The sequence below is a fragment of the Micromonospora sp. CA-263727 genome (genome assembly GCF_050942455.1).
Lineage (GTDB): Bacteria > Actinomycetota > Actinomycetes > Mycobacteriales > Micromonosporaceae > Micromonospora.
Genome location: NZ_CP192031.1, coordinates 6,652,810 through 6,678,651, shown reverse-complemented (window position 1 = coordinate 6,678,651; position 25,842 = coordinate 6,652,810). Strand labels below are relative to the sequence as shown.

Here is a 25,842-nt window from a genome sequence, read left to right as displayed (position 1 = left end):
CCGGGCGCAGCGGCCCGGGACCGGCAGGCAGCGCCGTGACCAGGTACGACGCCCGGAGGCAGTGCATGCGCGACACGGACAACACCCCCCGATCACAGTTCCCGGTGCGGGCACGAGGGGGCAGCCGGACGGCCGGCGGCGACTCCTCCGGCCGGCTGCCGGTCAACGAACGGTCGTACCGGCGGCCGGCCGACCCGGCCAGCGCCGCAGAACCGGCCGCAGGGCGGGACGACGAAGGCCCCGGGTACGTCATCCACCTGCCCATTCGGGTGGCCGACCTGGCCGCCGCGACCGCCCTGGCCGGCCGGGTGGCGACCTCGCTGAACTTTCTGCCCGAGCTGGACGCCGGTGAGACCGAGGTGTCGACGGCCGACGACCAGAACAACCGGCACCGGGTCTTCTGCGACCTGCTGCTGCCCGACCGCACCCGCTGCCCCCAGCCGTACGACCACCGGGGCCCCTGCGGGGAACTGCCGCCCACGCCCGAGCCGCGTCCCGCGGCTGAGCAGCGTCCCGCGCCCCGGCCGGCCGGCGGACCGTAGGCTGTGCCCCGAAGTATCCACGCCACCGAGGGAGCCCTCCGCCGATGCAGAAGTGGGAATATGCCACGGTTCCGCTGCTGGTCCACGCGACCAAGCAGATCCTTGACAACTGGGGCGAGGACGGCTGGGAACTCGTCTCCGTCGTCCCCGGGCCGAACCCGGAACAACTCGTCGCGTACCTGAAGCGACCGAAGGCGTGAGTGTCGTGACGAACGGTCCGCACGGAAAGTTGGCGGAACTCGGGCTGGAGCTGCCCGAGGTGGTTCCGCCGGTGGCCAGCTACGTGCCGGCGGTGCAGTCCGGGCAGCACGTGTACGTCTCCGGGCAACTGCCGATGGCCGAGGGCAAGCTGCTGGCCACCGGCAAGGTCGGCGCGGGCATCTCCGCCGAGCAGGCCAAGCAGTTGGCCCAGCGGTGCGGCCTCAACGCGCTCGCCGCGGTCGACTCGCTGGTCGGGCTGGAGAACGTCGTCAAGATCGTGAAGCTGACCGGCTTCGTGGCGAGCGCGCCCGGCTTCACCGGCCAGCCCGGCGTCATCAACGGCGCCTCGGATCTCTTCGGCGCCGTCTTCGGCGAGGCCGGCCGCCACGCCCGCAGCGCAGTCGGCGTGGCCGAACTCCCGCTGGACGCCCCGGTCGAGATCGAAGTCATCGTCGAGGTCTCCTGACCTCGACGCGCCTCTCGCGCGATCTTGCAGTTTCCGTCGGGACGAAAGCCCCTCGGAAGGGCGAATCGGGGACCGAAACTGCAAGATCGCGGGGCCGCCCCGGTGGGGTCGTACGATCGCAGCCATGGGAGGGCATGTGACGGGGGCGGTGACCGCCCTCGCCAGCGAACTGCCGGACTGGGTGACGTTGCTGCGTGCGCCCAATCCGGGCCCGATGACGCTGGACGGCACCAACACCTGGCTGCTGCGGGGCCCCGGCGCGGCGTACGGCGTCCTGGTCGACCCGGGTCCGGCCGACGAGGCGCACCTGGCGGCGATCCTCGCCCACGGGCCGATCGGCCTGGTGCTGATCACCCACGGGCACCCGGACCACACCGAGGCCTCGCCACGCCTGCACGAACTGCTCGACGGGGTGCCGGTGCGCGCCGCCGACCCCGCACACAGCATCGGCGGCCCGCCGCTGACCGGTGCCGACGGCGACACCCTGGACGGTGCCGGCCCCGACGGGCACGGCCTGCGGATCCGGCTGGTGCCGACCCCCGGGCACACCGCCGACTCGGTCTGCTTCCTGGTCGAGCAGGGCGACCGGCGGGTGGTGCTGACCGGCGACACCATCCTGGGCCGCGGCACCACCGTGGTCGCCCACCCGGACGGCCACCTCGGTGACTACCTGGCCAGCCTGGAACTGCTCTCGACGTACCGCGGGATCCCGGCGCTGCCGGGGCACGGCCCGGCGCTGGCCGACTGCGGTGCCGCCGCCGACTTCTACCTCGCCCACCGCCGGGCCCGGCTCGACCAGGTGCGGGCGGCGCTCGACGGGGGCGCGACGACCGCGGCCGAGGTGGTCGCGAGGGTGTACGCGGACGTGGACCGGTCGCTGTGGTGGGCGGCGGAGTGGTCCGTGCGCGCCCAACTGGAATACCTGGGCCGGGAATCCGGCGGCGGCAGCGTGGGGTTGGAGAGACCGTGACCTGCCCGGTGTGTGGAACCGTCGCCGTGCCGGGCGCGCGGTTCTGCCACAACTGCGGTGCCGCGCTACCGGCCGCCGCCACCCTGCCCGCCGCCGAGCGCCGGGTGGTGACCGTGCTCTTCGGTGACCTGTCCGACTTCACCTCCTGGTCGGAGGACCTCGACCCGGAACGCGTCGGCGCGGTCACCGACCGGGTGCTGGCCGCGCTCGCCGGGGCGGTCAAGACCTTCGGTGGGCACGTCGACAAGCTGACCGGTGACGGGATCATGGCGGTCTTCGGTGCGCCCGTGGCGCACGAGGACGACGCCGAGCGGGCCGTCCGCGCCGCGCTGTCCATGCAGCGGGCGGTCCGTCGGGTGCTCGACGACGAGCGGGGCGGCGGCGCGCCGCTCGGCCTGCGGGTCGGGCTGAACACCGGCGACGTGATCGCCGGCATCCAGGCCGCCATCGAGTACACCGTCATCGGCGACACGGTGAACACCGCCGCCCGGCTGGCCGACGCCGCCGCCGTCGGCGCGGTCTACGCGGGCGGACGCACCGCCGCGGCGACCCGGCACGTGGCCAGCTGGCGGGCGCTGCGCCCGTTGCGGCTCAAGGGCAAGCGCGAGCCGGTCGAGGCGTACGAGCTGCTCGGCCTTTTGGACGCCCCGGGCACCCGCTCCGGCCTCGGTGACGAGGCGCCCTTCGTGGGTCGGGAGACCGAGATCGGCCGGGTCGCCGGCCGGCTGGCCGAGGTGATCGACCGGGGCGAGCCCCGGGTGCTGCTGATGACCGCCGAGGCCGGCATCGGCAAGTCCCGGTTCTCCGCCGAGGTGGAACGCCTCGCCGCCGGCTACGACGTGGGCGCCGGGCGGTACGCCGCGCACACCGGCGCCCGGGTGCTCTCGGTGCGCTGCGCCGCGTTCGGCGAGCGCCGGCGGCTCGCCCCCTCGCCGACCTGGTACGCGCCGCGACCGGTCTGCCCAACGACGCGGCCACCGCGGTCACCCGTCCGGCGGTCGAGGAACGGCTGCGCCGGCTCGGCCAGCGGCTCAGCCGCGCCCGCCCGGACCAGCCGGCCCCGATCGCCGTCGACCAGCTGCTGGCCCTGCTCGGGTACGCCGAACTGCCCAGCCCCGCCGACCAGGTCGAGTGGAGCAACGCCCAGCCGCCGGCCGACGTCGACGCGGTGCCGAACGCCGTGGCCGACCTGCTCAGCGCGCTCGCCGCGGAGGCGCCGCTGATGGTGGTGGTGGACGACCTGCACGACGCCACCACGGAGACCATCCGGGCACTGGAGGTGACCCTGTCCCGGCTCAGTGGGCCGGTGCTGGTGCTGCTGCTCGGGCGGCCCGAGCTGGTGCGTACCGCCGGAACCCTGACCCGGGTCGCGGACGCCGAGGTGCAACCGCTGCCGCCGCTGCGCGGCGCCGACGCGGCCCGGCTGCTCACCAGCTATCTCGGCGGCGGGCGGCTGCCCCAGGCCGACACCGACCGGCTGCTCGCCACCGCCCAGGGCAACCCGTTCTACCTGGCCGAGCTGGTCACCCTGCTGATGGAGCGCGGCGCGCTGACCGCCGGGACGGGCAGCGGCTGGCGGTTGGCGCCCGGCTCGCTCGGCAGCCGGCTGCTCTCCCGCGACCTCGCGGCGGTGCTCGCCGCCCGGATCGACGCCCTGCCCGGCGAGGCCCGTTCGGTGTTGCGGGACGCCTCGGTGGTCGGCGACACCGTCCCCGACGGCGCGCTGGAGGCGCTGCGGGAACAGCGGGCCGGCCGGGACGGCCGGCCGGCCGCGGTGGTCGCGGTCGAGCTGGAACGGGCCGTGGAGGAGCTGCTGCAACGCCGGATGCTGCACCGCACCCGCGCCGGATACGCCTTCGCCACCCCGCTGATGCGGGAGGCGGCGTACGCCGGGATCAGCAAGGCCGATCTGGCCGAACGGCACGCCGCGCTGGCCCGCTGGGCCGCGCCGCAGGAGGACGCGCCGAGCGCACCGGGCGGCTTCACCGAGGCGGCCCGGGACGACTTCGTGGCCGGTCACGTCGAACGGGCCACCGCGTTGGCCGACGCGGTCACGCTGCGTCCGGACGCGCCGGCCCGGGCGGTCGCACCGCTGGGCGTCGAAGCTCTCGGCCGGGCCGTGCGCCGGTCGCTGCACGCGGGTGAGCCGGCCCTCGCCGTCGAGTACGCCGACCGCGCCGCCGAACTGGCCCGGGGCGGCGTGCCGGCCGTCGACCGGGTGGTGCACGCCCGGGCGCTGCTCCAGGTCGGCCGGGCCGCCGACGCGCTGGCCTACGCCGAGAAGATCGCCGCGAACGCCGGGGACCAGGCGGCGACCCGCACCAGTGCCCTGCTGCTCGCCGGGCAGGCCCAGCAGGTGATGGGCGACCTGCGTCGGGCGGAGTCCTGCTGGCGGGAGGCGTTGCAGGTGGCCACCGAGGCCGAGTTGCCCGCCCTGCGGGCCTCGGCGATGCGTCGGTTGGGCATGGCGGACTTCCTCGCCGGGCGGCTGGGCCAGGCGAGCAGCCGGCTGGCGGCGTCGTACCAGCTCAGCCTGGCGGTGCAGGACCGCCGGGGGCAGGCGTGGTCGTTGCAGAACCTGGCCTGGGTGACCACCACCCGGGGCGACTTCGCCGGTACGGACGCCGTGCTCGGCCGGGCCGCCCGGCTCTTCGCCGAACTGAAGGACCCGTACGGGCGGGCGTGGCTGCGCGGCACCACCGCATTCGCCCGGCTGCTCGCCGGCCGGCTGCGCGAGGCGCACCGGCTGGCCCGGATCTTCCTGCCGTTCGGCGAGCGGGTCGGCGAGGCGTGGGCGGTCGGCACCCTTCGGGCGGTCGACGCGTACGCCAATGCCGAACTGGGTGACCTGGCCGACGCCGACCGGGAGGCCCGCCGGGCGTACCGGGAGTTCGCCGCCGCCTCGGACGACTGGGGGCAGGGTTTCGCGCTGGTCGTCCGCGGGGTGGTCGCCCGTGGACTGGGCGAGCCGGAACACGCCGCCGACCTGCTCACCGACGCGCTGTCGTACGCCCACCGGACGGCCCATCCGCTGCTCACCGGGATGGCCGGCACGCTGCGCGGCTTCGTGGCGCTGGACATGGGCGACATGGCCGCCGCCGAACGCGACGCCCGCGCGGTGCTGACCAGCGTGGAGCAGCACAACCCGCAGGCGCCAGCGCAGGTGGCCCCGCGGGTGCTGCTGGCGACGGCCCGGCTGGCGGCCGGCGACTCCGGCACCGCGGTCGGGCTGCTCGCCCCGGTCGCCACCGCTGCCGCGACCACACCCTCGCTGCTCTTCTCCCGGCAGCAGTCGATGGCCCGCTACGCCTCCGCCCTGCTCGCCCACGGCCAGTGCGAGCAGGCGCTGGACTGGGCCCACCGGGCGGCGACCGCGCCGGCCGAGGATGTCCGCAGCCAGGTGGTCGCGGCGAGCGTGCTCGCTGACGCGTTGGCCGCCTGCGGCCGGCGGCCGGAGGCGTTGGCCCGTGCCGAGGAGGCGGTCCGCCTGGCGTACGGCACCGAGCAGCGCAGCGAGCGGAGCGCCGCCGAGGCGCTCTGGGCCCGCCTCCGCAGTGACTGATCACCCGCCCCCGCGTCCGGCATGATCACGGTTCGTCCGGTGGCTGGTTCGCCCGGTTCGTCCGGCGGTGAAGATACCGGGGCAGGTATTGGCGGTTCCGGGGATGTGGTTGTCGGGGGTGGCCGCTAGCGTGGCCTCTGTACGCGGTGGTCACTATGGACGGCCGTGTGGTCAAGGGGGAGGGCTCAGATGAGGTTGCCGCGTTCGGTCGCGGGTTGGACGATCGCGGTGTTCGGCGTCCTGGCGCTGGTGATGGGCGCGGTCGGGCTGCTCTGGCCGGAGGCGCTGCTGGGGATGCTCGGCTTCGAGATACCGGAGACACGTGCGCCCGGCGACTACACCGGGGTCTTCGTGACGGCGTCGTCGATGGCCTCGTTCAACATGGGCGTCTACTACCTGCTCGCCACCGCCACCGAGTGGCGTGCGTTCTATCGCTTCACGGTGGTGTTCCGGCTGGTCACGTTCACCGTCTTCAGTATCGCGGTGCTGGCCGACATCGCACCCGGCCGGTTCTTCGGAGTCGCGGCCTGGGAGGGGCTGGGGGCGCTGGCCACCGCCGTCGGTCTCTGGTGGGACGAACGTCGAGCGGCCCGGCCGGACGGTGTGGCGGAGAGCGCCGGTGCCACGTCGGGCGGTGACGGATCGGCAGCCGGTGGCCCGTTGACGGCCGCCCGGGAGCCGGGCGCGGGGCCGTCGGCCGATGCGGTTCACTGAGCGGCCGGTCGGGTTGGGTATTTTCGAGGCTGTGACCGACACTCCGCCCGGCGCTCTGCCGAAGCCCATTGTGCCCGGTCTGACCGATTTGCAGGTATTTGCCCGAGGTGGCTACGCGACGGTCTACCGGGCCACGCAGATCTCCGTGGGGCGCGAGGTCGCGGTCAAGGTGGAGAACCGCACCCTGGCCAGCGATCACGACCAGGCGCGTTTCCTGCGCGAGGCGCGGGCGGCCGGCCGGATGTCGTCCCACCCCCACGTGGTCGACCTCTTCGACGTCGGCGTCACCATCGACCAGCACCCCTACCTGATCATGGAACTCTGCGACGGGTCGTACGCCGAGCGGATGCGGACCTCTCCGCTGGGCGCCGGCGAGGCTCGGGACCTGGGCGTCAAGATCGCGGACGCCCTCGCCCACTCGCACGGCGCCGGGGTGCTGCACCGCGACGTGAAGCCGGCCAACATCCTCTACTCGCACTTCAACTCGGCGGTGCTGGCCGACTTCGGGCTGGCCGTGGTCGCCGAGATGCGGGACGCTTCGGTGGCCCTGGAGGTGCTCACACCGGCGTACGCGCCACCGGAGATGTTCAGCCACAGCCCGCCGTCGCCCGCCGTCGACGTGTACGCGCTCTGCGCCACGCTCTACGCGGTCATGCACGGGCGGCCGCCTCGCTGGCAGGCCGAGCGCAACCCCAGCCTGGTCACCGTGCTGGAGATGTTCCACCAGCCGATCCCCAGCCTGCCCGGGATTCCGGACAGCCTGCTCGACGTGCTCCGCGCCGGCATGGCGAACGACCCGGGGGAGCGGCCCTCCGCCGTGGAGTTGCACGACATGCTGGCCAGCCTGCCGCTGGAGACTCCCGGCGGCTCGGTCGGCGGGCCGACCCTCGCCGTCGGCGGTGCGGCGACCAGCCGCCACGACGCCGGCCGGCACGCCGCCGGCCGCTCGGCACGGGCCGCCGTGCCCACCGGCGAGGACGCCTCCGGGGGCTCCACCGATCGCCACCGCCGACGGCGCTGGTTCCTCGGTGCGGCCGGCGTGGTCGCGTTGGCCGCCTCGGCGGGTGTCGGCGCGTGGGCGGCTGGTGGCACCATATCGCCGCAACCCACGATGCCGGCCCGCCCACCGGCGACCGGCGTGCTCCGGCCGGGCTGCGCCGCCCTGCCCGCGGCGCTGCCCGAGGGTGCCGACTGCGCGGCGGAGCTGGAATGCTTCGGGCCGGTGCAGGTGCGCGGTCAGCGGGCCACGGCCAGCCGGGTGTCGTGCGACCGCCGGCACACCTGGGAGAGCTACGCCGAGGGCGTCCTGCCCGCCGCTCTGGTCGGTGCCGGCCACGACCGGATCGTGGCGGATCCGACCGTGCGCCGGGTCTGCAACGAGGAGACCTTCCGGCTGGTCAGCGGGATCCGTCAACCGGTCGGATGGCACTTCGAGGTGTTGCCGCCGGCCGACCCGGACGCCGACACCACATACCGCTGCCTGGCCGGGCAGGGCCTGGACGGGCTCGCCGCGCCCACCCTCACCAGTCGCTGAGCAGGCTCACCGGTGGGGCTCGCCCCGCTGGTGCCGCTCGCGCATCGAGCGGACCGCGTCCCGGTCGCCCAGCGTCTCCAGCGTGTCCGCGTCGATGCCCGGCGGCTGGGTCCCGGGGTGCCGGGCGGACTGCCCGCAATCCCGCGGGTCGTCGCCGTCACGCTGACGGGCGGCGGTCGCCGCGACCCCGGCGACGGTGGCGAGCAGGACGCAGAGCAGAGCCGTCGCCACGCCCAGCAGGTCCTGCCGGCGCCCGACGACGAGCGTCGTGAGTAGCCAGAGCGCCGCGAGTCCCGCGACCACCGCCACCGTCCGCGCGTCGGGCCGGGGAAACCGTCTCATGCGTCCAGAATGTCGGAGATTGCCGATCTGTCAATAGCGGCTGCGTAGCCGTGCCGTAACAGTTGATAACACGGGCGCGCGGAATAAACAGACCGTTACACCGGTCTGCCTTATGTCGGTTTCAGGACATTGTTCGGGTGCCATCCATTGCCCGGCATCTCTAGAGTGGCGATGGTCGAGTTTCGACTTGACATGTCCCATACCCCACCGGAAGGCGTCCACATGCCACGACCAATCCGGGCCCTGGCGGCAGCAGGACTCGCCGGCGTGCTCCTCGCCGGGGCGGCGATCGCACCCGCCACCGCCGCTCCCACCGCGGTTGGCAGCACGACCGCGAAGTTCTCGCACCGCACCACGGTGCTGGAGCGACTACGGGTCGACCGGGTGCCCACGCCCAAACTGGACTGGTACCGCTGTTACGACTACGCCGAATGCGCCACCGTCCGGTTGCCGCTGGACTACGACAAGCCAACGGGAGCGAAGACCGAGATCGCCGTGCTGCGGGTCAAGGCGCGGGACCAGAAGCGCAAGATCGGCAGCCTCTTCCTCAACCCGGGCGGTCCGGGCGGTTCAGGCACGAGCATCGCCCTCGCCGCGCCGTACTTCCTCGGTGACGACGTGCTCGACCGTTTCGACGTGGTCGGCGTCGATCCGCGTGGTGTCAACGCCAGCGATCAGGTCAAGTGCTTCAAGTCGGTCAAGGACCAGACCCGGGCGTACGAGGGGCTGAACGTCGCCTTCCCGTACACCAGGCAGGAGGAGAAGGCGTATGTCACCGCCTCGAAGGCGGTCGGCAGGGCCTGCTCGACCACCGGCAAGCCACTCAGCGGCGCGATGTCGACCGCCGAGGTCGCCCGGGACATGGACGTGCTGCGCCGGGCGGTCGGCGACAAGAAGCTGACCTACCTGGGCTTCAGCTACGGCAGCGTGCTCGGGCAGTACTACGCGAACATGTTCCCCGACCGGGTGCGCGCCGTGGTGATCGACGGTGTGCTGGACCCGACGGCGTGGTTCGGCAAAGGCAAGGACGGCAACCTCCTCCAGGAGGACCGGATGCGCAGCGCGCAGGGTGCCACCAGGGCGCTGCGCGAGATCCTGAAGCGGTGCAAGGTCGTGGGTGTGGCCGCCTGCCCGCTGGCCGACGGTGACCCGTCCGCCAAGTTCGAGCTGCTGACCAAGCGGCTGAAGGCCAAGCCGCTGGTGGTCGACGACCCGGACTTCGGCCAGTTCACCGTCACCTACGCCGACTTCGTCTCGGCCATCCTCGGCGGGCTCTACGGCCCGTACGGCTACTACGACGTCGCCTTCCTGACGGCGGAACTCTTGGTGCTGACCGACCCGTCGGCGAAGACGGCGGCCCGTGAGCAGGCCCGCGCCTCCGTCGTCCAGTTGGCCGCCGAGGCCAGGAAGCAGGCCCGCGCCTACGACTTCCCGTACGACAACGGCCTGGAGACCTTCCTCGGGGTGGACTGCACCGACGCGAACCACCCGAAGGACGCCGGCTCCTGGCCGAGCCGGGCGGCCAAGGCCGACCAGCGTGACCAGTACTTCGGCCGGCTCTGGGCCTGGATCAGCGCGCCCTGCGCCCGGGACACCTGGACGGTGCGCGACGAGGACCGGTACACCGGCCCGTTCAACCGGCGGACCATCAACCCGGTGCTGGTCGTCGGCAACTACTGGGATCCGGCCACCAACTACAAGGGCGCGGTGGCCTCGGCCAAGCTGCTGCCGAACAGCCGGCTGCTGTCCAGCGACAGTTGGGGCCACACCGCCTACGGCACGTCGGCCTGCGCGACCGGGGCTGTCGACGCGTACCTGCTCAAGCTGACCCTGCCGAAGAAGGGCAAGGTCTGCGTCGGTGACATCCAGCCCTTCGACGACCTGCTGGAGCCGGAGGCGACCGTGCGGGCCGACTCGTCCAAGAGCGACCTGGCCGCTCAGGGTGCGCCGCGCCGCGGCACCCCCAAGCAGCTGCCGCCGGTGGTCGCACCGCTCCCGGCCGTCGGCTCGCTGACGGTCCGCTGAGCTTCCGCTCCACCACGCCGGGGTACGGCGGGCGACCCACTCGCCCGCCGTACCCCGGCTTTTCGTGGGCGAACGCCTAGGGCCTAGCCCGCAGGCTGTCGGTTGCCGGCTATCGAGCACGCCTGCCGCGCGGCCGCCGACTCCCGGGCATCACTTTCGGTGACGTCCCGCCCGACTGTGACATTGCCTTCCGGCGTCCATTCTCTGCCTCAACCAATGCAACGGTCACCTTCCGTAGTCTCCCGTGGGGGCGGCGCGGGACGTGGCCTCTGGTTCCGTGGGTTGGCGCTGGCGGGTTGGCGCTGGTCGGCTGCTACTGCCAGGGTTGAGGCAGAGCAAAGTCTCCCGGCGCCCGTCTCGGGGGTGCCGTGGGGCTGTGTGTGAATAGCTATCTACGGATCAGGACGCCCGAGAGCAACCGTGCCGTGGTCTGTTAGCGGTGACGCGTCTCTGCCCCGCCGAGTGCCCGGACGCTTACTCAGTAGTCAGCGTCGAAGCGTAATGCCTGGCCCGGCTGGCATGCTCACTCGTACCGAGGCCCCCTACCCTCTTGCCAAGGGTAGGGGGCCTCGTTGTCATGGGTTCGGGTCAGGTGGCCTGAAGTTCGCGTACGTGTTGGTGGCTTGGGGCGAACCGTGGCCAGTCGGCTGTGTTGCAGCCGGCGGCGTGCAGGGCGGTACGCAGGTCCATCATGAAGGCAGCACCTGCCATATTGAAATCGGCCGCCTCGACGGTGGTCTCGAACTCGGCGTACCGCTCACGCAACCTCGCTGCGAGGTCGACGTCTTCTCGACCGATGGCGGCCAGTTGGTCCATCACCGCATCCAGGAACGCCTCGAACTGCTCGTCGGTGCCCTCGGGGTCGGCGAAGAATGTCATCTCGGCGGCGAGACGAATGTCGATCTTCATTTGTCCTCCCAACAAGTCACCCGCTGGAGCTGTGCGCGCATGTTACGCAGATAGTTCGGGTCGGATGGCGTCGTCGACATGGTCTTCATGCACTTGCACGGGTGCGGGCACTTGAGCTTGAAGTGCTTGTTTCCCCCGCCGGTGACGGTCCAACCAGCCCTCTCCACCTCTCTCAGCAAGTCTTCGTACGGGCCACCCTTAGCGTGACGGGATCGTGTCACTGGGTAAACGCCTCCCGTGCTGCAATGGTGACACGCCGACACCTTCGGGGAAACCGCCATCCGGCTAAGTCACACTCGGTGACGAACTTTGACGGAACGGGTACCTTGCTGGGTGCCTGGTGTTCCTGGCTAAACATGCCTTTGGGTTATCCCTCCCCGGATGTCGCCTGCCTTGGTCGATCACGCTCCGTGTGTGGCGATTGCGCCACTGTGTGATCAATCAGTCGCCTTGGGTAAGAGGTCATTATTGGGAACCGTTGTGGAGGTCGCAACACCCAGCCGTTCTGGTCCGGTGTCGGCCAGCCGACAGTGTCGGAAGGCTTGGGCACGTTCGGGGCGCTCGCTCAGTACGACTTGTCCTGGTTGAGGACGTGTTGGGCGACGAAGTTGAGGATCATCTCGCGGCTGACCGGGGCGATCCGGCCGGCTCGTACCGCGCCGAGCAGGGTGGCCACGCCGTACTCGGTGGTCATGCCGGCACCGCCGAGGGCCTGGACGGCCGTGTCGACGGCGAGGGCGGCGGCGTCGGCGGCAGCGTACTTGGCCATGTTGCCGGCGACGCCGGCCTCCAGGTCGCGGCCGGCGTCGTAGAGGGCCGCCGCCTTCTGGATCATCAGTCGGGCCAGTTCCACCTGTACGGCGGCGTGCGCCAGCGGGTGCGACACGCCCTGATGGGAGCCGATCGTGCGCCCGCCCCACACCGAGCGGGTGGCCGTGTACTCGGAGGCTCGCTCGATCGCGTACCGGCCGGTGCCGGCGCTCATCGCGGCGACCGTGATGCGTTCGGGGTTGAGGCCGGCGAAGAGGGCCGGTAGGCCGGCGTCCAGGGACTCGCCGACCAGGGCGTCGGCGGGCAGCCGTACCTCGTCGAGGTAGAGCAGGAACTGGTTCTCCGGGGACAGGATCTCCATGTCCAGCTTGGACCGGGTCAGCCCGGGAGCGTCGGTCGGCACGATGAACAGCGCCGGCCTGAGTTTCTGCGGTGCGGCGTCCGCCGCGCCGGCACCGTCCTTCTCGTCGGCGACCCGGGCCACGACCAGGACGTGGCCGGCCTCGTCCACGCCGGAGATGTAGCACTTGTGGCCGGAGACGACCCAGTCGTCGCCGTCGCGGCGGGCAGTCGTGCCGAGGCGGTGGAAGTTCGAGCCGGCCTCCGGTTCGGTGATCGCGAAGACGATCTTCTCGGAGCCGTCGGCCAGGCCGGGCAGGTGGCGCTTGCGCTGCTCCTCGGTGCCGTGCTTGCTGATCACGGTGGCGGCGATGGCGGGGGAGACCACGAGCAGCAGCAGCGGGCTGCCGGCGGCGGCCAGTTCCTCGCAGACGATGGCCAGGTCGGCGATGCCGCCGCCCCCGCCGCCGTACTCGGTGGGGATGTTGACGCCGAGGTAGCCGAGCCGGCCGGCGTCGTGCCACAGCTCGGTGGTGTGCTCGCCGGCCTTGGCCTTCGCCACGAAGTAGCGGTGGCCGTACCGGCTGCCCAACGCCCGGACGGCGGCGCGGAGTTGCTCCTGCTCCGGGCTCAGGTCGAAGTTCATGACGATGCCTCCTCAACGGGGGTGACCACGGCCAGCACGGCACCCGTCTCGACCTGCCCGCCGGCCGGTACCGGCAGTTCGGCGACCACGCCGTCGGTCGGGGCGAGCACGGGGTGTTCGAGTTTCATCGCTTCCAGGGTCAGCAGCGGGTCACCGGCGGCGACCCGCTGGCCGGCCTCGACGTGCACCCGGGTCACCGCGCCGGGCAGCGGCGCGAGCAGCGAACCGGCGGCCAGCTCCGCGGTGGGCAGCGGGAAGCGGGGCAGCTCGACCAGGCTCGCCGCCCCCGCCGGGCCGTCCACGAAGACCGCCGACCCCACCCGGTGTACGCCGTACACCCGCCGTACCCCGTCCACGTCGAGCACCACCCGCGCCGGGGTGGCCTCGACCAGGGCGACGACCGGCACCGGGTCCGTCCCGGCGGCCGGGTCACCGCCGGGCCCACTCGCGGTCGGCGCTACCTCTGGGGCGGCCCGGCGTTTGCCGGCAACATCAGACCAGGTGGACCACTCAGCGAGCGCTTCCGACCGGTCGAGCCGGTAGCGGATCTCGATCTCCTCATTGTCGGGCCCGGTGAAGCGTGTGAACTGCGGAAACGCCGGCACGTTGCGCCAACCCGAGGGCAGCCCCGCCAGCACCGGCGCGGCGGCCCGGCGGGCAGCGGCCGACGCCAGCGCGGCGGCCAGGACGACCAGGGGTAGCTCACCGGCCGGCAGCAGCGGGGCGAGAACCTCGGGGTGCCGATCCAGGAAACCGGTGTCGATGTTGCCCGCGCCGAACTCCCGGCTGCGCAGCACCCGGACCAGCAGATCCCGGTTCGTGGTCACGCCGTGCAACTCGGCCCTGGCCAGCGCGCCGGCCAAGGCGCGGGCCGCCTCGGCGCGGCTGGGTGCCCAGGCGATCAGCTTGGCCAGCATCGAGTCGTAGTGGACGCCCACCGTCGAGCCGTCGACCACCCCGGAGTCCAGCCGCAGGCCCTGAGTCGGGGTGAACTCGCCGGCCACCCCGGGCACGGTGAACCGGTGCAGGGCGCCCGTCGCCGGCCGATATCCCTGGGCGGGGTCCTCGGCGCAGAGGCGTACCTCGATCGCGTGGCCCTGCGTGACCGGCGTGCCCGGCGGCACGGGCGCGCCCTCGGCGACCAGCAGTTGCAGCCGGACCAGGTCCAGGCCGGTGACCGCCTCGGTGACCGGATGCTCGACCTGAAGGCGGGTGTTCATCTCCAGGAAGTGGAACTCGCCGTCCGGCGCGAGCAGGAACTCCACCGTGCCCGCGCCGACGTAGTCGACCGCCCGGCCGGCGGCCACCGCCGCCTCGTGCAGCCGCGCACGCAGCTCCGGGGCGATCAATGCCGGTGCCTCCTCGACGACTTTCTGGTGCCGGCGCTGGATCGAGCAGTCCCGCTCGCCCAGGGCCACGATCGTGCCGTGCCGGTCGCCGACGATCTGCACCTCGACGTGGCGGCCCCGCTCGACGTACCGCTCGATGAAGACCGTGCCGTCGCCGAACGCCGACGCCGCCTCGCGGCGCGCGCTCGCCACCGCCTCGGCGAGCCCCGCGGCGTCGCGGACGACCCGCATGCCGCGCCCACCGCCCCCGGCGGCGGCCTTCACCAGCACCGGAAAGTCGGTGACCTGCTCCTCGGCGGTCCAACTGGGCAGCATCGGCACGCCCGCGTCGGCCAGCAGCGCCTTCGCCGCCAGCTTGTCGCCCATCGCGGCGATCGCCTTGGCCGGCGGGCCGACCCAGGTCAGGCCGGCATCGGTCACCGCCGCGGCGAAGTCGGCGTGCTCGGCGAGGAAGCCGTAGCCCGGATGGACGGCGTCCGCGCCGGACCTGCGGGCCGCAGCGAGGATCAGCTCGATCCGCAGGTACGTCTCGGCGGGAGTGTTCCCCGGCAGGCGGACCGCCTGGTCGGCCTCGGCGACGAAGGGCGCGTCGGTGTCCGCGTCGGAGTGCACGGCCACCGTCTCGACGCCGAGCGCCCGGCAGGTGGCGAAGACCCGGCGGGCGATCTCCCCCCGGTTGGCCACCAGCAATCTCGTGATCATGAGCGATCTCTCCTAGACCCGGAAGACGCCGAAGCCGTCGGTGCCCTTGACCGGGGCGTTGTGGATGGCCGACAGGCAGAGGCCGAGGACGGTACGGGTGTCCCGGGGATCGATCACCCCGTCGTCGTAGAGCCGCCCGGAGAGGAACAGCGCGCCGGACTGGGACTCGACCTGCTGCTCGACCATCAGCCGCATCGCCGCGTCGGAGTCCTCGTCGAACTCGCGACCCCGGGCGGCGGCGGCCTGCCGGGCCACGATGGAGAGCACCCCGGCCAACTGCGCCGGGCCCATCACCGCCGATTTCGCGTTCGGCCAGGTGAAGAGGAACCGGGGCTCGTACGCCCGCCCGCACATGCCGTAGTTCCCCGCGCCGTACGAGGCGCCCAGGTTCACCGTCAGGTGCGGCACGGTCGAGTTCGACACCGCATTGATCATCAGTGCGCCGTGCTTGATGATGCCGCGCTGTTCGTACTCGGCGCCGACCATGTAGCCGGTGGTGTTCTGGAGGAAGATCAGTGGCGTGTCGGCGGCGTTGGCCAGCTGGATGAACTGGGTGGCCTTCTGCGCCTCCGCGCTGAACAGCACGCCCCGGGCGTTGGCGAGTACGCCGACCGGGTACCCGTGCAGCTCGCCCCAGCCGGTGACCAGCGCGGTGCCGTAGGCCGGCTTGAACTCGTCGAACTCGCTGCCGTCGAGCACCCGGGCGAGGATCTCGCGCGGGTCGAACGGCACCTTGAGGTCGGCGCTGACGATGCCGAGCAGCTCCTCCGGGTCGTACTTCGGGGGCCGGGGGCGCGGGTTGCGCGGCGACGGGCCCTGCTTGCGCCAGTTCAACCGGCGTACGCACTGCCGGGCCAGCCGGATGCCGTCGCGCTCGTCGGCAGCGAGGAAGTCGGCCAGTCCGGATTTCGTGGCGTGCATGGCCGCGCCGCCCAGCGACTCGTCGTCGGCGTCCTCCCCGGTGGCCATCTTCACCAGCGGCGGCCCGGCCAGGTAGACCTGCGAGCGGTCCCGGATCATGATGGTGAAGTCCGACATGCCGGGCACGTACGCGCCGCCGGCGGTGGCGTTGCCGAAGACCACGCTGACCGTGGGGATCTTCTCGGCCGAGAGCCGGGTCAGGTCGCGGAACACCCGGCCGCCCGGGATGAAGATCTCCGCCTGGGTGGGCAGGTCCGCACCGGCCGACTCGACCAGGTTCACCATCGGCAGCCGGTTGGCCAGCGCGATCTCGCCGGCCCGCCGGGTCTTGGCGAGCGACCAGGGGTTCACCGCGCCGCCGCGTACGGTCGGGTCGTTGGCGACGATCAGGCACTCCACGCCCTCGACCACGCCGATCCCGGTCACCACGCTGGCGCCGACCGGGAAGTCCGTGCCGTACGCGGCGACCGGCGAGAGTTCCAGGAACGGGCTGTCCGCATCCAGCAGAAGTTCGATGCGTTCCCGGGGCAGCAGCTTGCCGCGCTGGTGGTGCCGGGCCACGTACTTCTCGCCGCCGCCCGCCCGCGCGGTGTCGAGCGCGGCGTCCAGCTCGGCGATGCGCTCCAGCAGCGCCTCCCGATTGGCCCGCTGGGCCGGCGCGCCGGAGTCGACCGTGCTCTCCAGTGTGGTCATAGGCCGATGCCCTTCGCGACGATCTCGTTCATGATCTCGGTGGTGCCGCCGCCGATGCCGAGGATCCGGGCGTCCCGGTAGTGCCGCTCCACCTCGGCATCGCGGAGGTAGCCGAACCCGCCGTGCAGTTGCAGGGCCTGGTCGACGACCCAGTCGCTGGCGGCCACGGCCACGTTCTTCGCCATCGCCACCTCGGTCACCACCGGCTCACCGGCGACGACGCGGGCGGCGACCTGGTGCACGTACGCCCGGGCCGCCTCGGCGCGGGTGTGCATCTCGGCCAGCCGGTGCCGGACCAGTTGCCGGCTGGCCAGCGGTCGGCCGAAGGTGGACCGGTCCCGGCACCAGGTCACGGCCAGGTCGACGCAGCGCTGCGCGATGGCGTACGCCTGGGTGGCCAGCGAGAGCCGTTCGGTGGCGAACTGCTGCATGATCGCGAGGAAGGCGGTCTCCTCCTCGCCGATCCGGTTCGCCACCGGCACGCGTACGTCGACGAGGGAGAGTTCGGCGGTGTCCGAGCAGTGCCAGCCCAACTTCTCCAGCCGCCGCCCGACGGTGAACCCGGGCGTGCCCTTGTCGATCACCAGCAGGCTCAGCGCACCGCTGCCCGGCCGGCCGGTGCAGACCGCCGTGGTCACGAAGTCCGCCCGCACGCCGCTGGTGATGTATGTCTTCGCCCCGTTGACCACGTAGTGGTCGCCGTCGAGGCGGGCATGGGTGCGAATGCTCGCCACGTCGGAGCCGGTGTCCGGCTCGGTGATCGCCAGAGCACCGATCATCGTGCCGGCCAGCGTGGGCCGGACGTACCGGTCGATCAGGTCGTCGGCGCTCCCGAGGTTTCCTGGGCTTCCGGTGCTTGCCGGGCCCCCGAAGCCTGCCGGGCTCCCGGTGCCTCCCGGGTTCCCGAGGCTTTCGGCGCCTTCGGTGCCGACGAGCCGGTTGCCGAGCGTGCCGCCCAGCCGGCCGCCGGCCGCGGCCACCATGTGCGGCAGCGCGATGCCGTGCGTGAAGAGGGCGGCGACGAGCCCGGACGACCCGCCGGATCGGATGATCTCCTCGGTGACGATGATCGAGTCGAGCAGGTCACCGCCGCTGCCGCCGACCGACTCGGGAAAACCGACGCCGAGCAGGCCGATCTTCGCGGCGGTGGCATGCAGCTCGCGCGGGACCTCGCCGGCCCGCTCCCAGTCGGCCAGGTGCGGCAGGACCTCCCTGGTCACGAAGGCCCGGGTCAGCTCACGCAACTGCCGCCGCTCGGGAGTGTCCACGATGGTCACCGCTTCTCCTCCCGGTCATCCGGTCCCGGGGCCAGCTCCGCCGGCAGGTCCACCACCTGGGCGCGAAGCAGTTCGCCGAGCGCCTTGGCCTGCGGATCGAACCGGGTGGAGGCGGCCACCCCCGGTCCGAGCAGCCTCTCGATCACGAAGTTGACCGCCCGTAGGTTCGGCAGCTCGTACCGCCGCACGGTCAGCGGAGCCGTCTCCGGCAGCAGCTCGGCCAGCCGCGCCACGGTGAGCCAGCCGCGTAGCCACGCCCAGGTCGCGTCCGTACGCGCCCAGACGCCGAGGTTCGCGTCGCCGCCCTTGTCCCCCGAGCGCGCCCCCACCAACTCACCCAACGCCCCCCGCCGACTCGGATGTAAGGAGGGGCCCCCTGTTAACGCCTGGTGTTGTATAGGGGGCCCCTCCAAACATGTCGACGGTGGCGGGGCGATCGGCATCCGGGTGCCGTCCGGCAGCACGGCGACCTGCGCGACCGCGTCCTGCGGCACGGTGTCGGCGGTGAAGACGCCGTACGGGGTGGCGTCGCCGGGCAGCGTGGTCAGCGTGCAGCCCGGGTAGGAGGCCAGCGCCAGCTCCACCGCGGCCGCCGAGAACGCCCGCCCGGCCCGCGCCTGGTCGCCGTCGCGCAGGTGTACGTGCAGCAGAGCGCTCGCCGTCTCGGTGTCGGTGGCGTCCGGGTGGTCGGTACGGGCCAGCGTGAACTCCAGCCCCTCCCTGCCGACCGCCTCCTCTAACTGCGCGCAGACCAGGGTGGCCTTGGCCGGGATGTCCAGCCCGCAGAGCACGAACGTCATCGAGTTGCGGAAGCCGCCGAGGTTGTTGATGCCGACCTTGAGCGTGTCGGGCGGCGGTGTGCCGCGCACCCCGCTGACGCGTACCCGGTCCGGGCCGTCCTGGTCCAGCCGCACCGTGTCCAGCCGGGTCACCACGTCCGGCCCGAGGTACGCGGGCCCGCCCACCTCGTACAACAGCTGGGCGGTGACCGTCTCGACGGTGACCGCGCCGCCGGTGCCGGCGTGCTTGGTCAGCACCGACGAGCCGTCGGGGTGGATCTCGGCGATCGGGAAACCCGGCCGGCGCCCGCCGTCGGGCAGTTCGGTGAAGAAGCTGAAGTTGCCGCCGGTGACCTGTGCCCCGCACTCGATCAGGTGACCGGCAACGGTGGCGCCGGCCAGCGCGTCCAGGTCGCCGCGGCCCCAGCCGAAGCGGGCGATGGCCGGGCCGACGGCGAGGGAGGCGTCGGTGACCCGACCGGTGACCACCACGTCCGCCCCGGCGTCGAGGCAGGCGGCGATGCCGAACGCACCGAGATACGCGTTCGCGGTGAGCGCGTCGGGTCGGGCCAGCGCGTCGCCCTCGACGTACCCGATCCGGACGGGGAGGCCGAGCCGGTCGGCGAGTGCGCGGATCGCGGCGGCCAGCCCGGCGGGGTTGAGTCCGCCGGCGTTGGTGACCAGCGTGACCCTACGGTCGAGCGCGCTGCCCAGCGTGCCCTCCAACTGCCGGAGGAAGGTCCTCGCGTACCCGAGGTCGGGATCGCGCATCCGGTCCCGCCCGAGGATCAGCATGGTCAGCTCGGCCAGGTAGTCGCCGGTGAGCACGTCCAACTCGCCGCCGTCGAGCATCTCCCGCCAGGCGGAGAAGCGGTCGCCGTAGAAGCCGGAGGCGTTGCCGACCCGGAGCACCTCGCTCATGACGGCCCTTCGCTTCGCTGCGTGCCGCTATGAGGCACCACCGCACTGAGCGCGATGAGTCGCTCGCTCATGATGGCGCGCGGGCTCATGCCGGCAACCTGGCGGCGGGCTCGCCGCCCGCGGCGGCGCCGGTCTGCGCGGCGTCCGGCTGCGCGGCGGTACCTGCCTGCGCGGCGGTGTCTGCTTGCGTGGCGGTGGCTGCGCGTGGGGCCCGGCCGGTGCCGGGTGGGCCGGCGAACGCCTGCGCCACGTCGAGCCACCCGTCGGCGATCGGGCCGGTGGCGACCAGGGCCAGGTCGGCGCGGTGCCGGCGCTGGGTGACGAGCAGGCAGAAGTCGAGCGCCGGACCGGTCACCCGGTCGGCCGCGTCCGCCGGGCCGAAGGCCCACTTCCCGCCGTCGGCGTGCGGGGCCACCAGCTCCACCCGGACCGGCACCGTCGGCACCGCGCGGCCGTGCGCGGCGAAACTGTGCCCGAGGGTACGGACGCCGAGGTACGCGACGTGCCGTAGCCGGTCGGTGGCGGGACGGGAGACGCCGAGCGCGTCGGCGACGTCCTCACCGTGCGCCCAGGTTTCCATGATCCGTGCGGTCACCATCGAAGCCGGTGACATCCGGGTGCCGTACCAGGGCAGTTTCTGCCCGGCCGGAGCGGCGGCGAGGGTGGCGGCGAGCGCCGAGCGACCGGCCCGCCAGCGGGCCAGCAACGCGGCCGGCGGGGCGAGAAACGACTCCGCGCCGTCTTCGACCAGCCGGGACGGGTCCGGCGCGGAGGCGATCGAGGCGTGGAACGCCCCGGCGTCGGCCGCGGCGAGCTGCGCCACGTGGTCGGTCCAGGCCAGGTGGGCGATCTGGTGGGCGATCGTCCAGCCCGGGGCCGGCGTCGGGCGCTCCCACTCCTGCGGCGGCAGCCCCGCGACGAGCGCGTCGAGCTGCTCGGACTCGGCGGCCAGATCCACGAGCAGTACGGTCGGGTCGACCATGGTGCCTCCGGGCGGGATGAGCCGGTCAGGGTCAGCGCCGATCTCCGGCGGGCCCGCCGTCGGCGGGGGTGGCTGCCGGCGGATCGGTCACGGGGGTGAGCAGGGTGGCGAGCTGGCGTTTCCAGACGTGCAGCAGGGCGGCCCGGCGGACCGAGTCGTCGCTGAGCAGGTTGGCCACGCCGAGCCCGCGAAGCAGGTCGAGGGTGGCCTGCACCGCCTCGCGTACGCCCGGCCGGCGCTCGTCCACGCCGAGCAGCTCGACGGTCAGCCGGTGCATCTCGCGGCCGACCCGGGTTTCCAGCGGCAGCAGGGCGGCGCGCAGCTCGGCGTCGGTGCGGGCGGCCACCCACAGCTCCAGGGCCGCAACGAAGAGCGGGCCGGTGAAGGCGGCGGCGAGCAGGTCGACCACCCCGTCCAGCCGGCGGGGGCCGGCCGGCAGGGCGTCGGCCTCGGCGCGCAGCTCCGCCGCTCGGCGTTCGGTGAGGTGGATCACGGCGGCGGTGACCAGCGCCGTCCTGGTCGGGTAGTGATGCAGCTGGGCACCGCGCGAGACACCGGCCCGGGCCGCCACGATGGTCGTGGTGGTGCCCGACCAGCCATGCTCGACCAGGCACTCGACGGTCGCCTCCAGCAGCCGGGCCTGGGTGGCGCGGCTGCGCTCCTGTTGAGGGACGCGGGTCGATGCGGTGGGCACGGGCACAGCCTGCCGTCCGGAAAACAAACAGTCAAGACTGACTTTTTATTGCCCGCACATATGGGCTGCGGCCGAGCGGAAGATTTTCGCCGCCACCAGCATCGGGGCGATGCGGCGTTGAGCAGACCGACGCTGGGCAGATTGACGCTGGGACCCGCCGGCGGGTGTCAGACCCGCGCGCGGCGGGCCAGGCGCTCCGGGTCGAGGATGATGATGCTCTTGCCGTCCAGGCGGAGCCAGCCCCGCGAGGCGAAGTCGGCGAGGGCCTTGTTGACCGTCTCCCGGGAGGCGCCGACGAGCTGGGCGATCTCCTCCTGGGTCAGATCGTGCGTCACCCGCAGCACGCCGCCGTCCCGGGTGCCGAAGCGGCCGGCCATCTGGAGCAGGTTCTTGGCGACCCGGCCGGGCACGTCCGTGAAGATCAGATCGGCCAGCGCGTCGTTGGTCCGGCGCAGCCGGCGGGCGAGCACCCGGAGCAGTTGCTCGGCGATCTCCGGCCGGTTGTTCAGCCACGGCCGCAGTGCCTGCTTGCGCAGCCGGGCCAGACGACTGTCGGTGACCGCGGTGGCGGTCGCCGTACGCGGGCCCGGGTCGAAGAGCGACAGCTCGCCGACCATGTCCGACGGGCCCATCACCGCGATCAGGTTCTGCCGGCCGTCAGCCGCCCGGCGGCCGACTTTGATCTTGCCGGACAGCAGAATGTAGAGGCTGTCGCCGGGCTCGCCCTCGTTGAAGACGACCTCGCCCTTGCGGACCTCGATCGTCTCCATCTCCTTGGCGAGCGCCTCGGCAGCCTCCGGGTCGACCCCCTGGAAGATCCCGCTGCGGGCCAGTACCTCGTCCATCGCGCACCTCCGGTTGCGCGTGCCGTCTTCTCGGCCGGGTCCGCCGTCCGCTGATCCCTCGCGCGCCGACCAGTCTAGGCGCACGTGAGCAGGAATCGGAGGTGCACCCCTGGAATCTTGATCGTTGGGCGTAACGTGTCCGTCGTGATCAGCCAGTAAGATCGCGCGCCCGTCCGGGCCGGTGCCGACCGGCCGTAGGGTGGCCGTAGGGTCACGGCGTGCCGAGCGAGCCCCTGCTGACCCGCCGCCGCGAGGATGGGCGGGACATTCCGCTGCTCGTGTGGCGGCTCGGGCGTCCGCTGCTGGCGGTCAGCACCGCGCCGCTGGGCGGTGGGATCGGCGTACGGCGGTGGGTGCTGAACGCGACCGTGCCGATGTCGTACGACCGGGACGATCCCGCCGACCACCTGGCCGAGCTGGCCCGCCGGCTCGGCCTCGACGGTCCCGGGGTGGGCCTGCTGACCGGCGTCGACGTCGGTGAGGTGGTGACACGGACCGACACCGGCGTGCAGGTCTGGGCCACCGTCGGCCTGGGCACCCCGATCCCCGCGGCGGCGCCCGCCGGGCCGGCCCCGGCGCAGCGGGTCGGCACCGTCAACATCGTGGCGTACGTGCCGGCTCGGCTCGGCGACGCGGCGCTGGTCAACGCGGTGGCCACGGCCACCGAGGCGAAGGCCCAGGCCATCACCGAGCTGGGGCTGCCCGGCACCGGCACCCCGACCGACGCGGTCACCATTCTCTGCCCACCGGACGGGCCGGCCTGCGCCTACGGCGGACCGCGGTCCACCTGGGGAGCGCCGCTGGCCCGGGCAGTGCACGCTGGCGTGCTGGCGGTCGGGACCGGCACCGTCCCATGGTCGGATCGGCTCCCGGGCTGAAACTCCCCGGCCGATCGGCGGTCGTGGCGGCGTTACCCGCCCGGTAGGGTCGCCGACGATGTATGCTGCCGCCCCCCTCGTGCCCCGACCGCGCCGCCACAGTGTGGCCGGACCGCGCCGCGACAATGTGGCGCCGCCGCGCCGCGACGCTGTCGCGCCGCCGCGCCGCCACGCTCTGGCCCGGCCGCGCCGCCGTGGCGTGGCCGCGCTCGGTGCGTTGCTCGTCGCCCTTCTCCTCGCCGGCTGCGCCGACTCCGGCGAGGGGCCGATCTGGCAGCCCGGGACGGGTGGCGGTGGCACCGGCGCGCCGGTCGAGTCGAAGGCGCCCGAGGTCAAGACGATCTCCCTCTCCGCCACCGGCGACATCGTCATGGCCATGGCACCCAACCGGATGCCGCCCAACAACGGCAAGGGCTTCTTCGACTCGGTCAAGAAGGCGCTCGCCGCCGACCTGGTGATGGGCAACCTGGAAGAGCCGTTGACGGTGGACACCGGCACCGGCAAGTGCGGGGCCAACTCCACCCGCTGCTTCCAGTTCCGGGCGCCGCCGGAGTACGCCGCACATCTCGCCGACGCCGGCTTCGACCTGCTCAACCAGGCCAACAACCACGGCTACGACTTCGGGCCGAAGGGGTACGAGAACACCCAGAAGGCGCTGGAGGAGCACGGCCTCGCGCACACCGGCGCACCCGACCAGATCACCGTGGTCGACGTCAAGGGCGTCAAGGTGGCGGTCGCCGGCTTCTCGTCGTACCGCTGGTCGAACAGCCTGGTCGACATCCCGGCCGCGAAGAAGGTGATCGAAAAGGCCGCCGACCAGGCCGACATCGTCGTGGTGCAGGTGCACATGGGGGCCGAGGGGTCGGAAATGACGCGGGTGCGGCCGGGCACCGAGATGTTCCTCGGCGAGAACCGGGGCGACCCGATCAAGTTCTCCCGGGCGATGATCGATTCCGGTGCCGACCTGGTCGTCGGGCACGGTCCGCACGTGCTGCGCGGCATGGAGTTCTACCAGGGCCGACTGATCGCGTACAGCCTGGGCAATTTCGCCGGGGGCGGCAACTCGCTGAGCAACACCGGCCGGCTCGGCTGGGGTGGGGTGCTCAAGGTGTCGCTCAGGGCGGACGGCAGCTGGGGCGGCGGCTCGTTCACCTCCACCTACATGGATGGCAACCGCAAGCCGACGATGGACTCCGACGATCGCGGCCTCGGGCTGCTCCGGGACCTCACCAAGCTCGATTTCCCGGACAGCGGCGCCCGGTTCACCGACGCCGGAAAGATCAGCCCGCCGGACCAGGACTGAGCCGAACCCGGCCCGGACGCATGGGCCGGCGGAAGTGTCGGCCCGACGACGTAGGCTGGCCGTCGTGACCAGAAGTGCCACCGAGACCGACCTCGGGCGGACCCGTCGGGCCCGGCGGATCGGCCGGGTGCTGGCCGAGACGCATCCCGACGCGCACTGTGAACTCAACCACACCAATCCGTTGGAACTGGCCGTCGCCACGATCCTCTCGGCCCAGTGCACGGACAAGAAGGTCAACGAGGTCACCCCGAAGCTCTTCGCCCGCTATCCGACCGCCGCCGACTACGCCGGAGCGGACCGGGCCGAGATGGAGGAGTTGATCCGCCCCACCGGCTTCTACCGCAACAAGACCAACTCGCTGATCCAGCTCGGCCAGGCCCTCGTCGAGCGCTACGACGGCCGGGTCCCCGGACGGCTGGTCGACCTGGTGACGCTGCCCGGGATCGGTCGCAAGACCGCCAACGTCATCCTCGGCAACGCCTTCGACGTCCCCGGCATCACCGTCGACACGCACTTCCAGCGGCTGGTGCAGCGCTGGCGGCTGACCACCGAGACCGACCCGGTCAAGATCGAGCATGAGATCGGGGCGATGTTCCCGAAGCGCGACTGGACCATGCTGTCGCACCGGATCATCTTCCACGGCCGCCGGGTCTGCCACGCCCGAAAGCCCGCCTGCGGGGCGTGCACGCTGACGAAGCTCTGCCCGTCGTACGGCATCGGGCCGACCGAGCCGGCCGCCGCGGCCAAGCTGCTCAAGGGTCCCCGGGCCCGCGACCTGGCGGTGGCCGCCGGAGTCGATCCGGAGCTGGTGCCGGTGCAGGCCGTCCAGGCGGAGGTGCCGTGACCCGCCGGCTCGCCCTGCTCTCCGTGCCACTGTTGCTGCTGGTCACCACGGCCTGCACGGCCGGCACCGAGGCGCCTACGCCCACCCGTCCGGAGGCAGCCGCCGGCCGGCCGTCGCCGTTCCAGGACTGCACCGCCCTCACCGCCGCCCCGGCCGCTGCCGGCGCGGCGGAGGATGCCGCCGGTGGTGAACTGCTGCCCGAGCTGACCCTCACCTGCTTCACCGGCGGGGCCCAGGTCGCCCTGCGGGACGTGCGCGGCCCGGCGGTGGTCAACATCTGGGCCTCCTGGTGCCCGCCCTGCCGCAAGGAACTGCCCGCCTTGCAGCGGCTCAGCGAGCGCGCCGAGGGGCAGCTGCGGGTGATCGGGGTGAACAGCCGGGACAGCCGTGAGGCCGCCCAGGCCATCGGCGAGGACTTCGGCGTACGGTTCCCGATGCTGGTCGACCAGGGCGAGGCGGTGCAGCGTGCGCTGCGCCGCAAGTTCGTGCCGATGACCGTGTTCGTGGACGCCGGGGGCCGGATCCGGCACGTCGACACCTCCGGCGCCCTCGACGACGCCCAGCTCGCCGAGCTTGTCCAGCAGCATCTCGGGCTGACGGTTGCGGCGTGAGTGAGCGTGGCGAGCGAGCCGT

General features: G+C 72.7%; 20 protein-coding genes and 2 pseudogenes. 12 read left to right on the top strand and 10 right to left on the bottom strand.

Annotated elements, in window-relative coordinates:
* The first annotated feature begins 65 nt into the window (after positions 1–65).
* From ACQPYA_RS29350 to ACQPYA_RS29320, 7 genes and pseudogenes are all read left to right on the top strand, one after another.
* On the top strand, positions 66–542 hold the full coding sequence (locus ACQPYA_RS29350) for a hypothetical protein (protein ID WP_433530238.1): 477 nt from the start codon (positions 66–68) through the stop codon (positions 540–542).
* A 44-nt stretch (positions 543–586) separates the two neighbouring features.
* Positions 587–742, top strand: a complete 156-nt coding sequence (locus ACQPYA_RS29345; protein WP_013736319.1) for a DUF4177 domain-containing protein — start codon at positions 587–589, stop codon at positions 740–742.
* A 5-nt stretch (positions 743–747) separates the two neighbouring features.
* Complete coding sequence (locus ACQPYA_RS29340) at positions 748–1,209, top strand: RidA family protein (RefSeq protein WP_433530237.1); 462 nt, start codon at positions 748–750, stop codon at positions 1,207–1,209.
* 124 nt (positions 1,210–1,333) lie between these two features.
* Positions 1,334–2,179 carry an MBL fold metallo-hydrolase gene (locus tag ACQPYA_RS29335; RefSeq protein ID WP_433530236.1) on the top strand — a complete coding sequence of 282 codons (846 nt, stop codon included), beginning with the start codon at positions 1,334–1,336 and terminating at the stop codon, positions 2,177–2,179.
* Positions 2,176–5,741: pseudogene (locus ACQPYA_RS29330) on the top strand (adenylate/guanylate cyclase domain-containing protein). Before ACQPYA_RS29335 ends, ACQPYA_RS29330 begins: the two are co-directional and overlap by 4 nt.
* Positions 5,742–5,930: 189 nt before the next feature.
* Positions 5,931–6,455: a hypothetical protein gene (locus tag ACQPYA_RS29325; protein ID WP_433530235.1), complete on the top strand. Its 525-nt coding sequence runs from the start codon at positions 5,931–5,933 to the stop codon at positions 6,453–6,455.
* A 31-nt stretch (positions 6,456–6,486) separates the two neighbouring features.
* Positions 6,487–7,989, top strand: a complete 1,503-nt coding sequence (locus ACQPYA_RS29320) for a serine/threonine-protein kinase (RefSeq protein WP_433530234.1) — start codon at positions 6,487–6,489, stop codon at positions 7,987–7,989.
* Between the two features lie 6 nt (positions 7,990–7,995).
* Here the strand turns inward: ACQPYA_RS29320 and ACQPYA_RS29315 are convergent, their stop codons facing one another.
* Complete coding sequence (locus tag ACQPYA_RS29315) at positions 7,996–8,331, bottom strand: hypothetical protein (protein WP_433530233.1); 336 nt, start codon at positions 8,329–8,331, stop codon at positions 7,996–7,998.
* Between the two features lie 222 nt (positions 8,332–8,553).
* Here ACQPYA_RS29315 and ACQPYA_RS29310 point away from each other — a divergent pair, with 222 nt between their 5' ends.
* Complete coding sequence (locus ACQPYA_RS29310) at positions 8,554–10,356, top strand: alpha/beta hydrolase (RefSeq protein ID WP_433530232.1); 1,803 nt, start codon at positions 8,554–8,556, stop codon at positions 10,354–10,356.
* 588 nt (positions 10,357–10,944) lie between these two features.
* Here ACQPYA_RS29310 and ACQPYA_RS29305 read toward each other — a convergent pair.
* The 9 genes and pseudogenes from ACQPYA_RS29305 to ACQPYA_RS29265 all read right to left on the bottom strand — a co-directional run bounded on the left by ACQPYA_RS29305 (position 10,945) and on the right by ACQPYA_RS29265 (position 22,184).
* Positions 10,945–11,265 (bottom strand): hypothetical protein, encoded by a 321-nt coding sequence (locus ACQPYA_RS29305; protein WP_433530231.1) that lies wholly within the window; start codon positions 11,263–11,265, stop codon positions 10,945–10,947.
* A gap of 565 nt (positions 11,266–11,830) precedes the next feature.
* On the bottom strand, positions 11,831–13,021 hold the full coding sequence (locus ACQPYA_RS29300) for an acyl-CoA dehydrogenase family protein (RefSeq protein WP_433530230.1): 1,191 nt from the start codon (positions 13,019–13,021) through the stop codon (positions 11,831–11,833).
* Positions 13,018–15,072, bottom strand: a complete 2,055-nt coding sequence (locus ACQPYA_RS29295) for a biotin carboxylase N-terminal domain-containing protein (protein ID WP_433530229.1) — start codon at positions 15,070–15,072, stop codon at positions 13,018–13,020. The genes ACQPYA_RS29300 and ACQPYA_RS29295 overlap by 4 nt, the downstream gene beginning before the upstream one ends.
* A gap of 12 nt (positions 15,073–15,084) precedes the next feature.
* Entirely contained in the window at positions 15,085–16,686 is a 1,602-nt protein-coding gene (locus ACQPYA_RS29290; RefSeq protein ID WP_433530228.1) for an acyl-CoA carboxylase subunit beta, read from the bottom strand.
* A complete protein-coding gene (locus ACQPYA_RS29285; RefSeq protein ID WP_433530227.1) occupies positions 16,683–17,963 on the bottom strand; it encodes an acyl-CoA dehydrogenase family protein in 1,281 nt (426 codons plus the stop codon). The genes ACQPYA_RS29290 and ACQPYA_RS29285 overlap by 4 nt, the downstream gene beginning before the upstream one ends.
* Positions 17,960–19,663, bottom strand: coding sequence for an acyclic terpene utilization AtuA family protein (locus ACQPYA_RS29280; protein ID WP_433530226.1), 1,704 nt, complete (start codon positions 19,661–19,663; stop codon positions 17,960–17,962). Before ACQPYA_RS29280 ends, ACQPYA_RS29285 begins: the two co-directional genes overlap by 4 nt.
* Positions 19,664–19,853: 190 nt before the next feature.
* Positions 19,854–20,645, bottom strand: a pseudogene (locus ACQPYA_RS29275) (TIGR03084 family metal-binding protein); the annotation flags it as partial.
* Positions 20,646–20,676: 31 nt separating this feature from the next.
* Positions 20,677–21,339: a TetR/AcrR family transcriptional regulator gene (locus tag ACQPYA_RS29270; RefSeq protein ID WP_433530225.1), complete on the bottom strand. Its 663-nt coding sequence runs from the start codon at positions 21,337–21,339 to the stop codon at positions 20,677–20,679.
* Between the two features lie 167 nt (positions 21,340–21,506).
* Positions 21,507–22,184 (bottom strand): Crp/Fnr family transcriptional regulator, encoded by a 678-nt coding sequence (locus ACQPYA_RS29265; protein WP_013736306.1) that lies wholly within the window; start codon positions 22,182–22,184, stop codon positions 21,507–21,509.
* Between the two features lie 218 nt (positions 22,185–22,402).
* Between ACQPYA_RS29265 and ACQPYA_RS29260 the strand changes: the two genes are divergently transcribed.
* The 4 genes from ACQPYA_RS29260 (at position 22,403) to ACQPYA_RS29245 (ending at position 25,820) form a co-directional block, all read left to right on the top strand.
* Positions 22,403–23,062 carry an adenosylcobinamide amidohydrolase gene (locus ACQPYA_RS29260; RefSeq protein ID WP_433530224.1) on the top strand — a complete coding sequence of 220 codons (660 nt, stop codon included), beginning with the start codon at positions 22,403–22,405 and terminating at the stop codon, positions 23,060–23,062.
* A 79-nt stretch (positions 23,063–23,141) separates the two neighbouring features.
* Positions 23,142–24,365 carry a CapA family protein gene (locus tag ACQPYA_RS29255; protein ID WP_433533678.1) on the top strand — a complete coding sequence of 408 codons (1,224 nt, stop codon included), beginning with the start codon at positions 23,142–23,144 and terminating at the stop codon, positions 24,363–24,365.
* A gap of 64 nt (positions 24,366–24,429) precedes the next feature.
* Positions 24,430–25,209, top strand: coding sequence for an endonuclease III (nth, locus tag ACQPYA_RS29250; RefSeq protein ID WP_433530223.1), 780 nt, complete (start codon positions 24,430–24,432; stop codon positions 25,207–25,209).
* Positions 25,206–25,820, top strand: a complete 615-nt coding sequence (locus ACQPYA_RS29245) for a TlpA family protein disulfide reductase (protein ID WP_433530222.1) — start codon at positions 25,206–25,208, stop codon at positions 25,818–25,820. The genes nth and ACQPYA_RS29245 overlap by 4 nt, the downstream gene beginning before the upstream one ends.
* Positions 25,821–25,842: the final 22 nt, after the last annotated feature.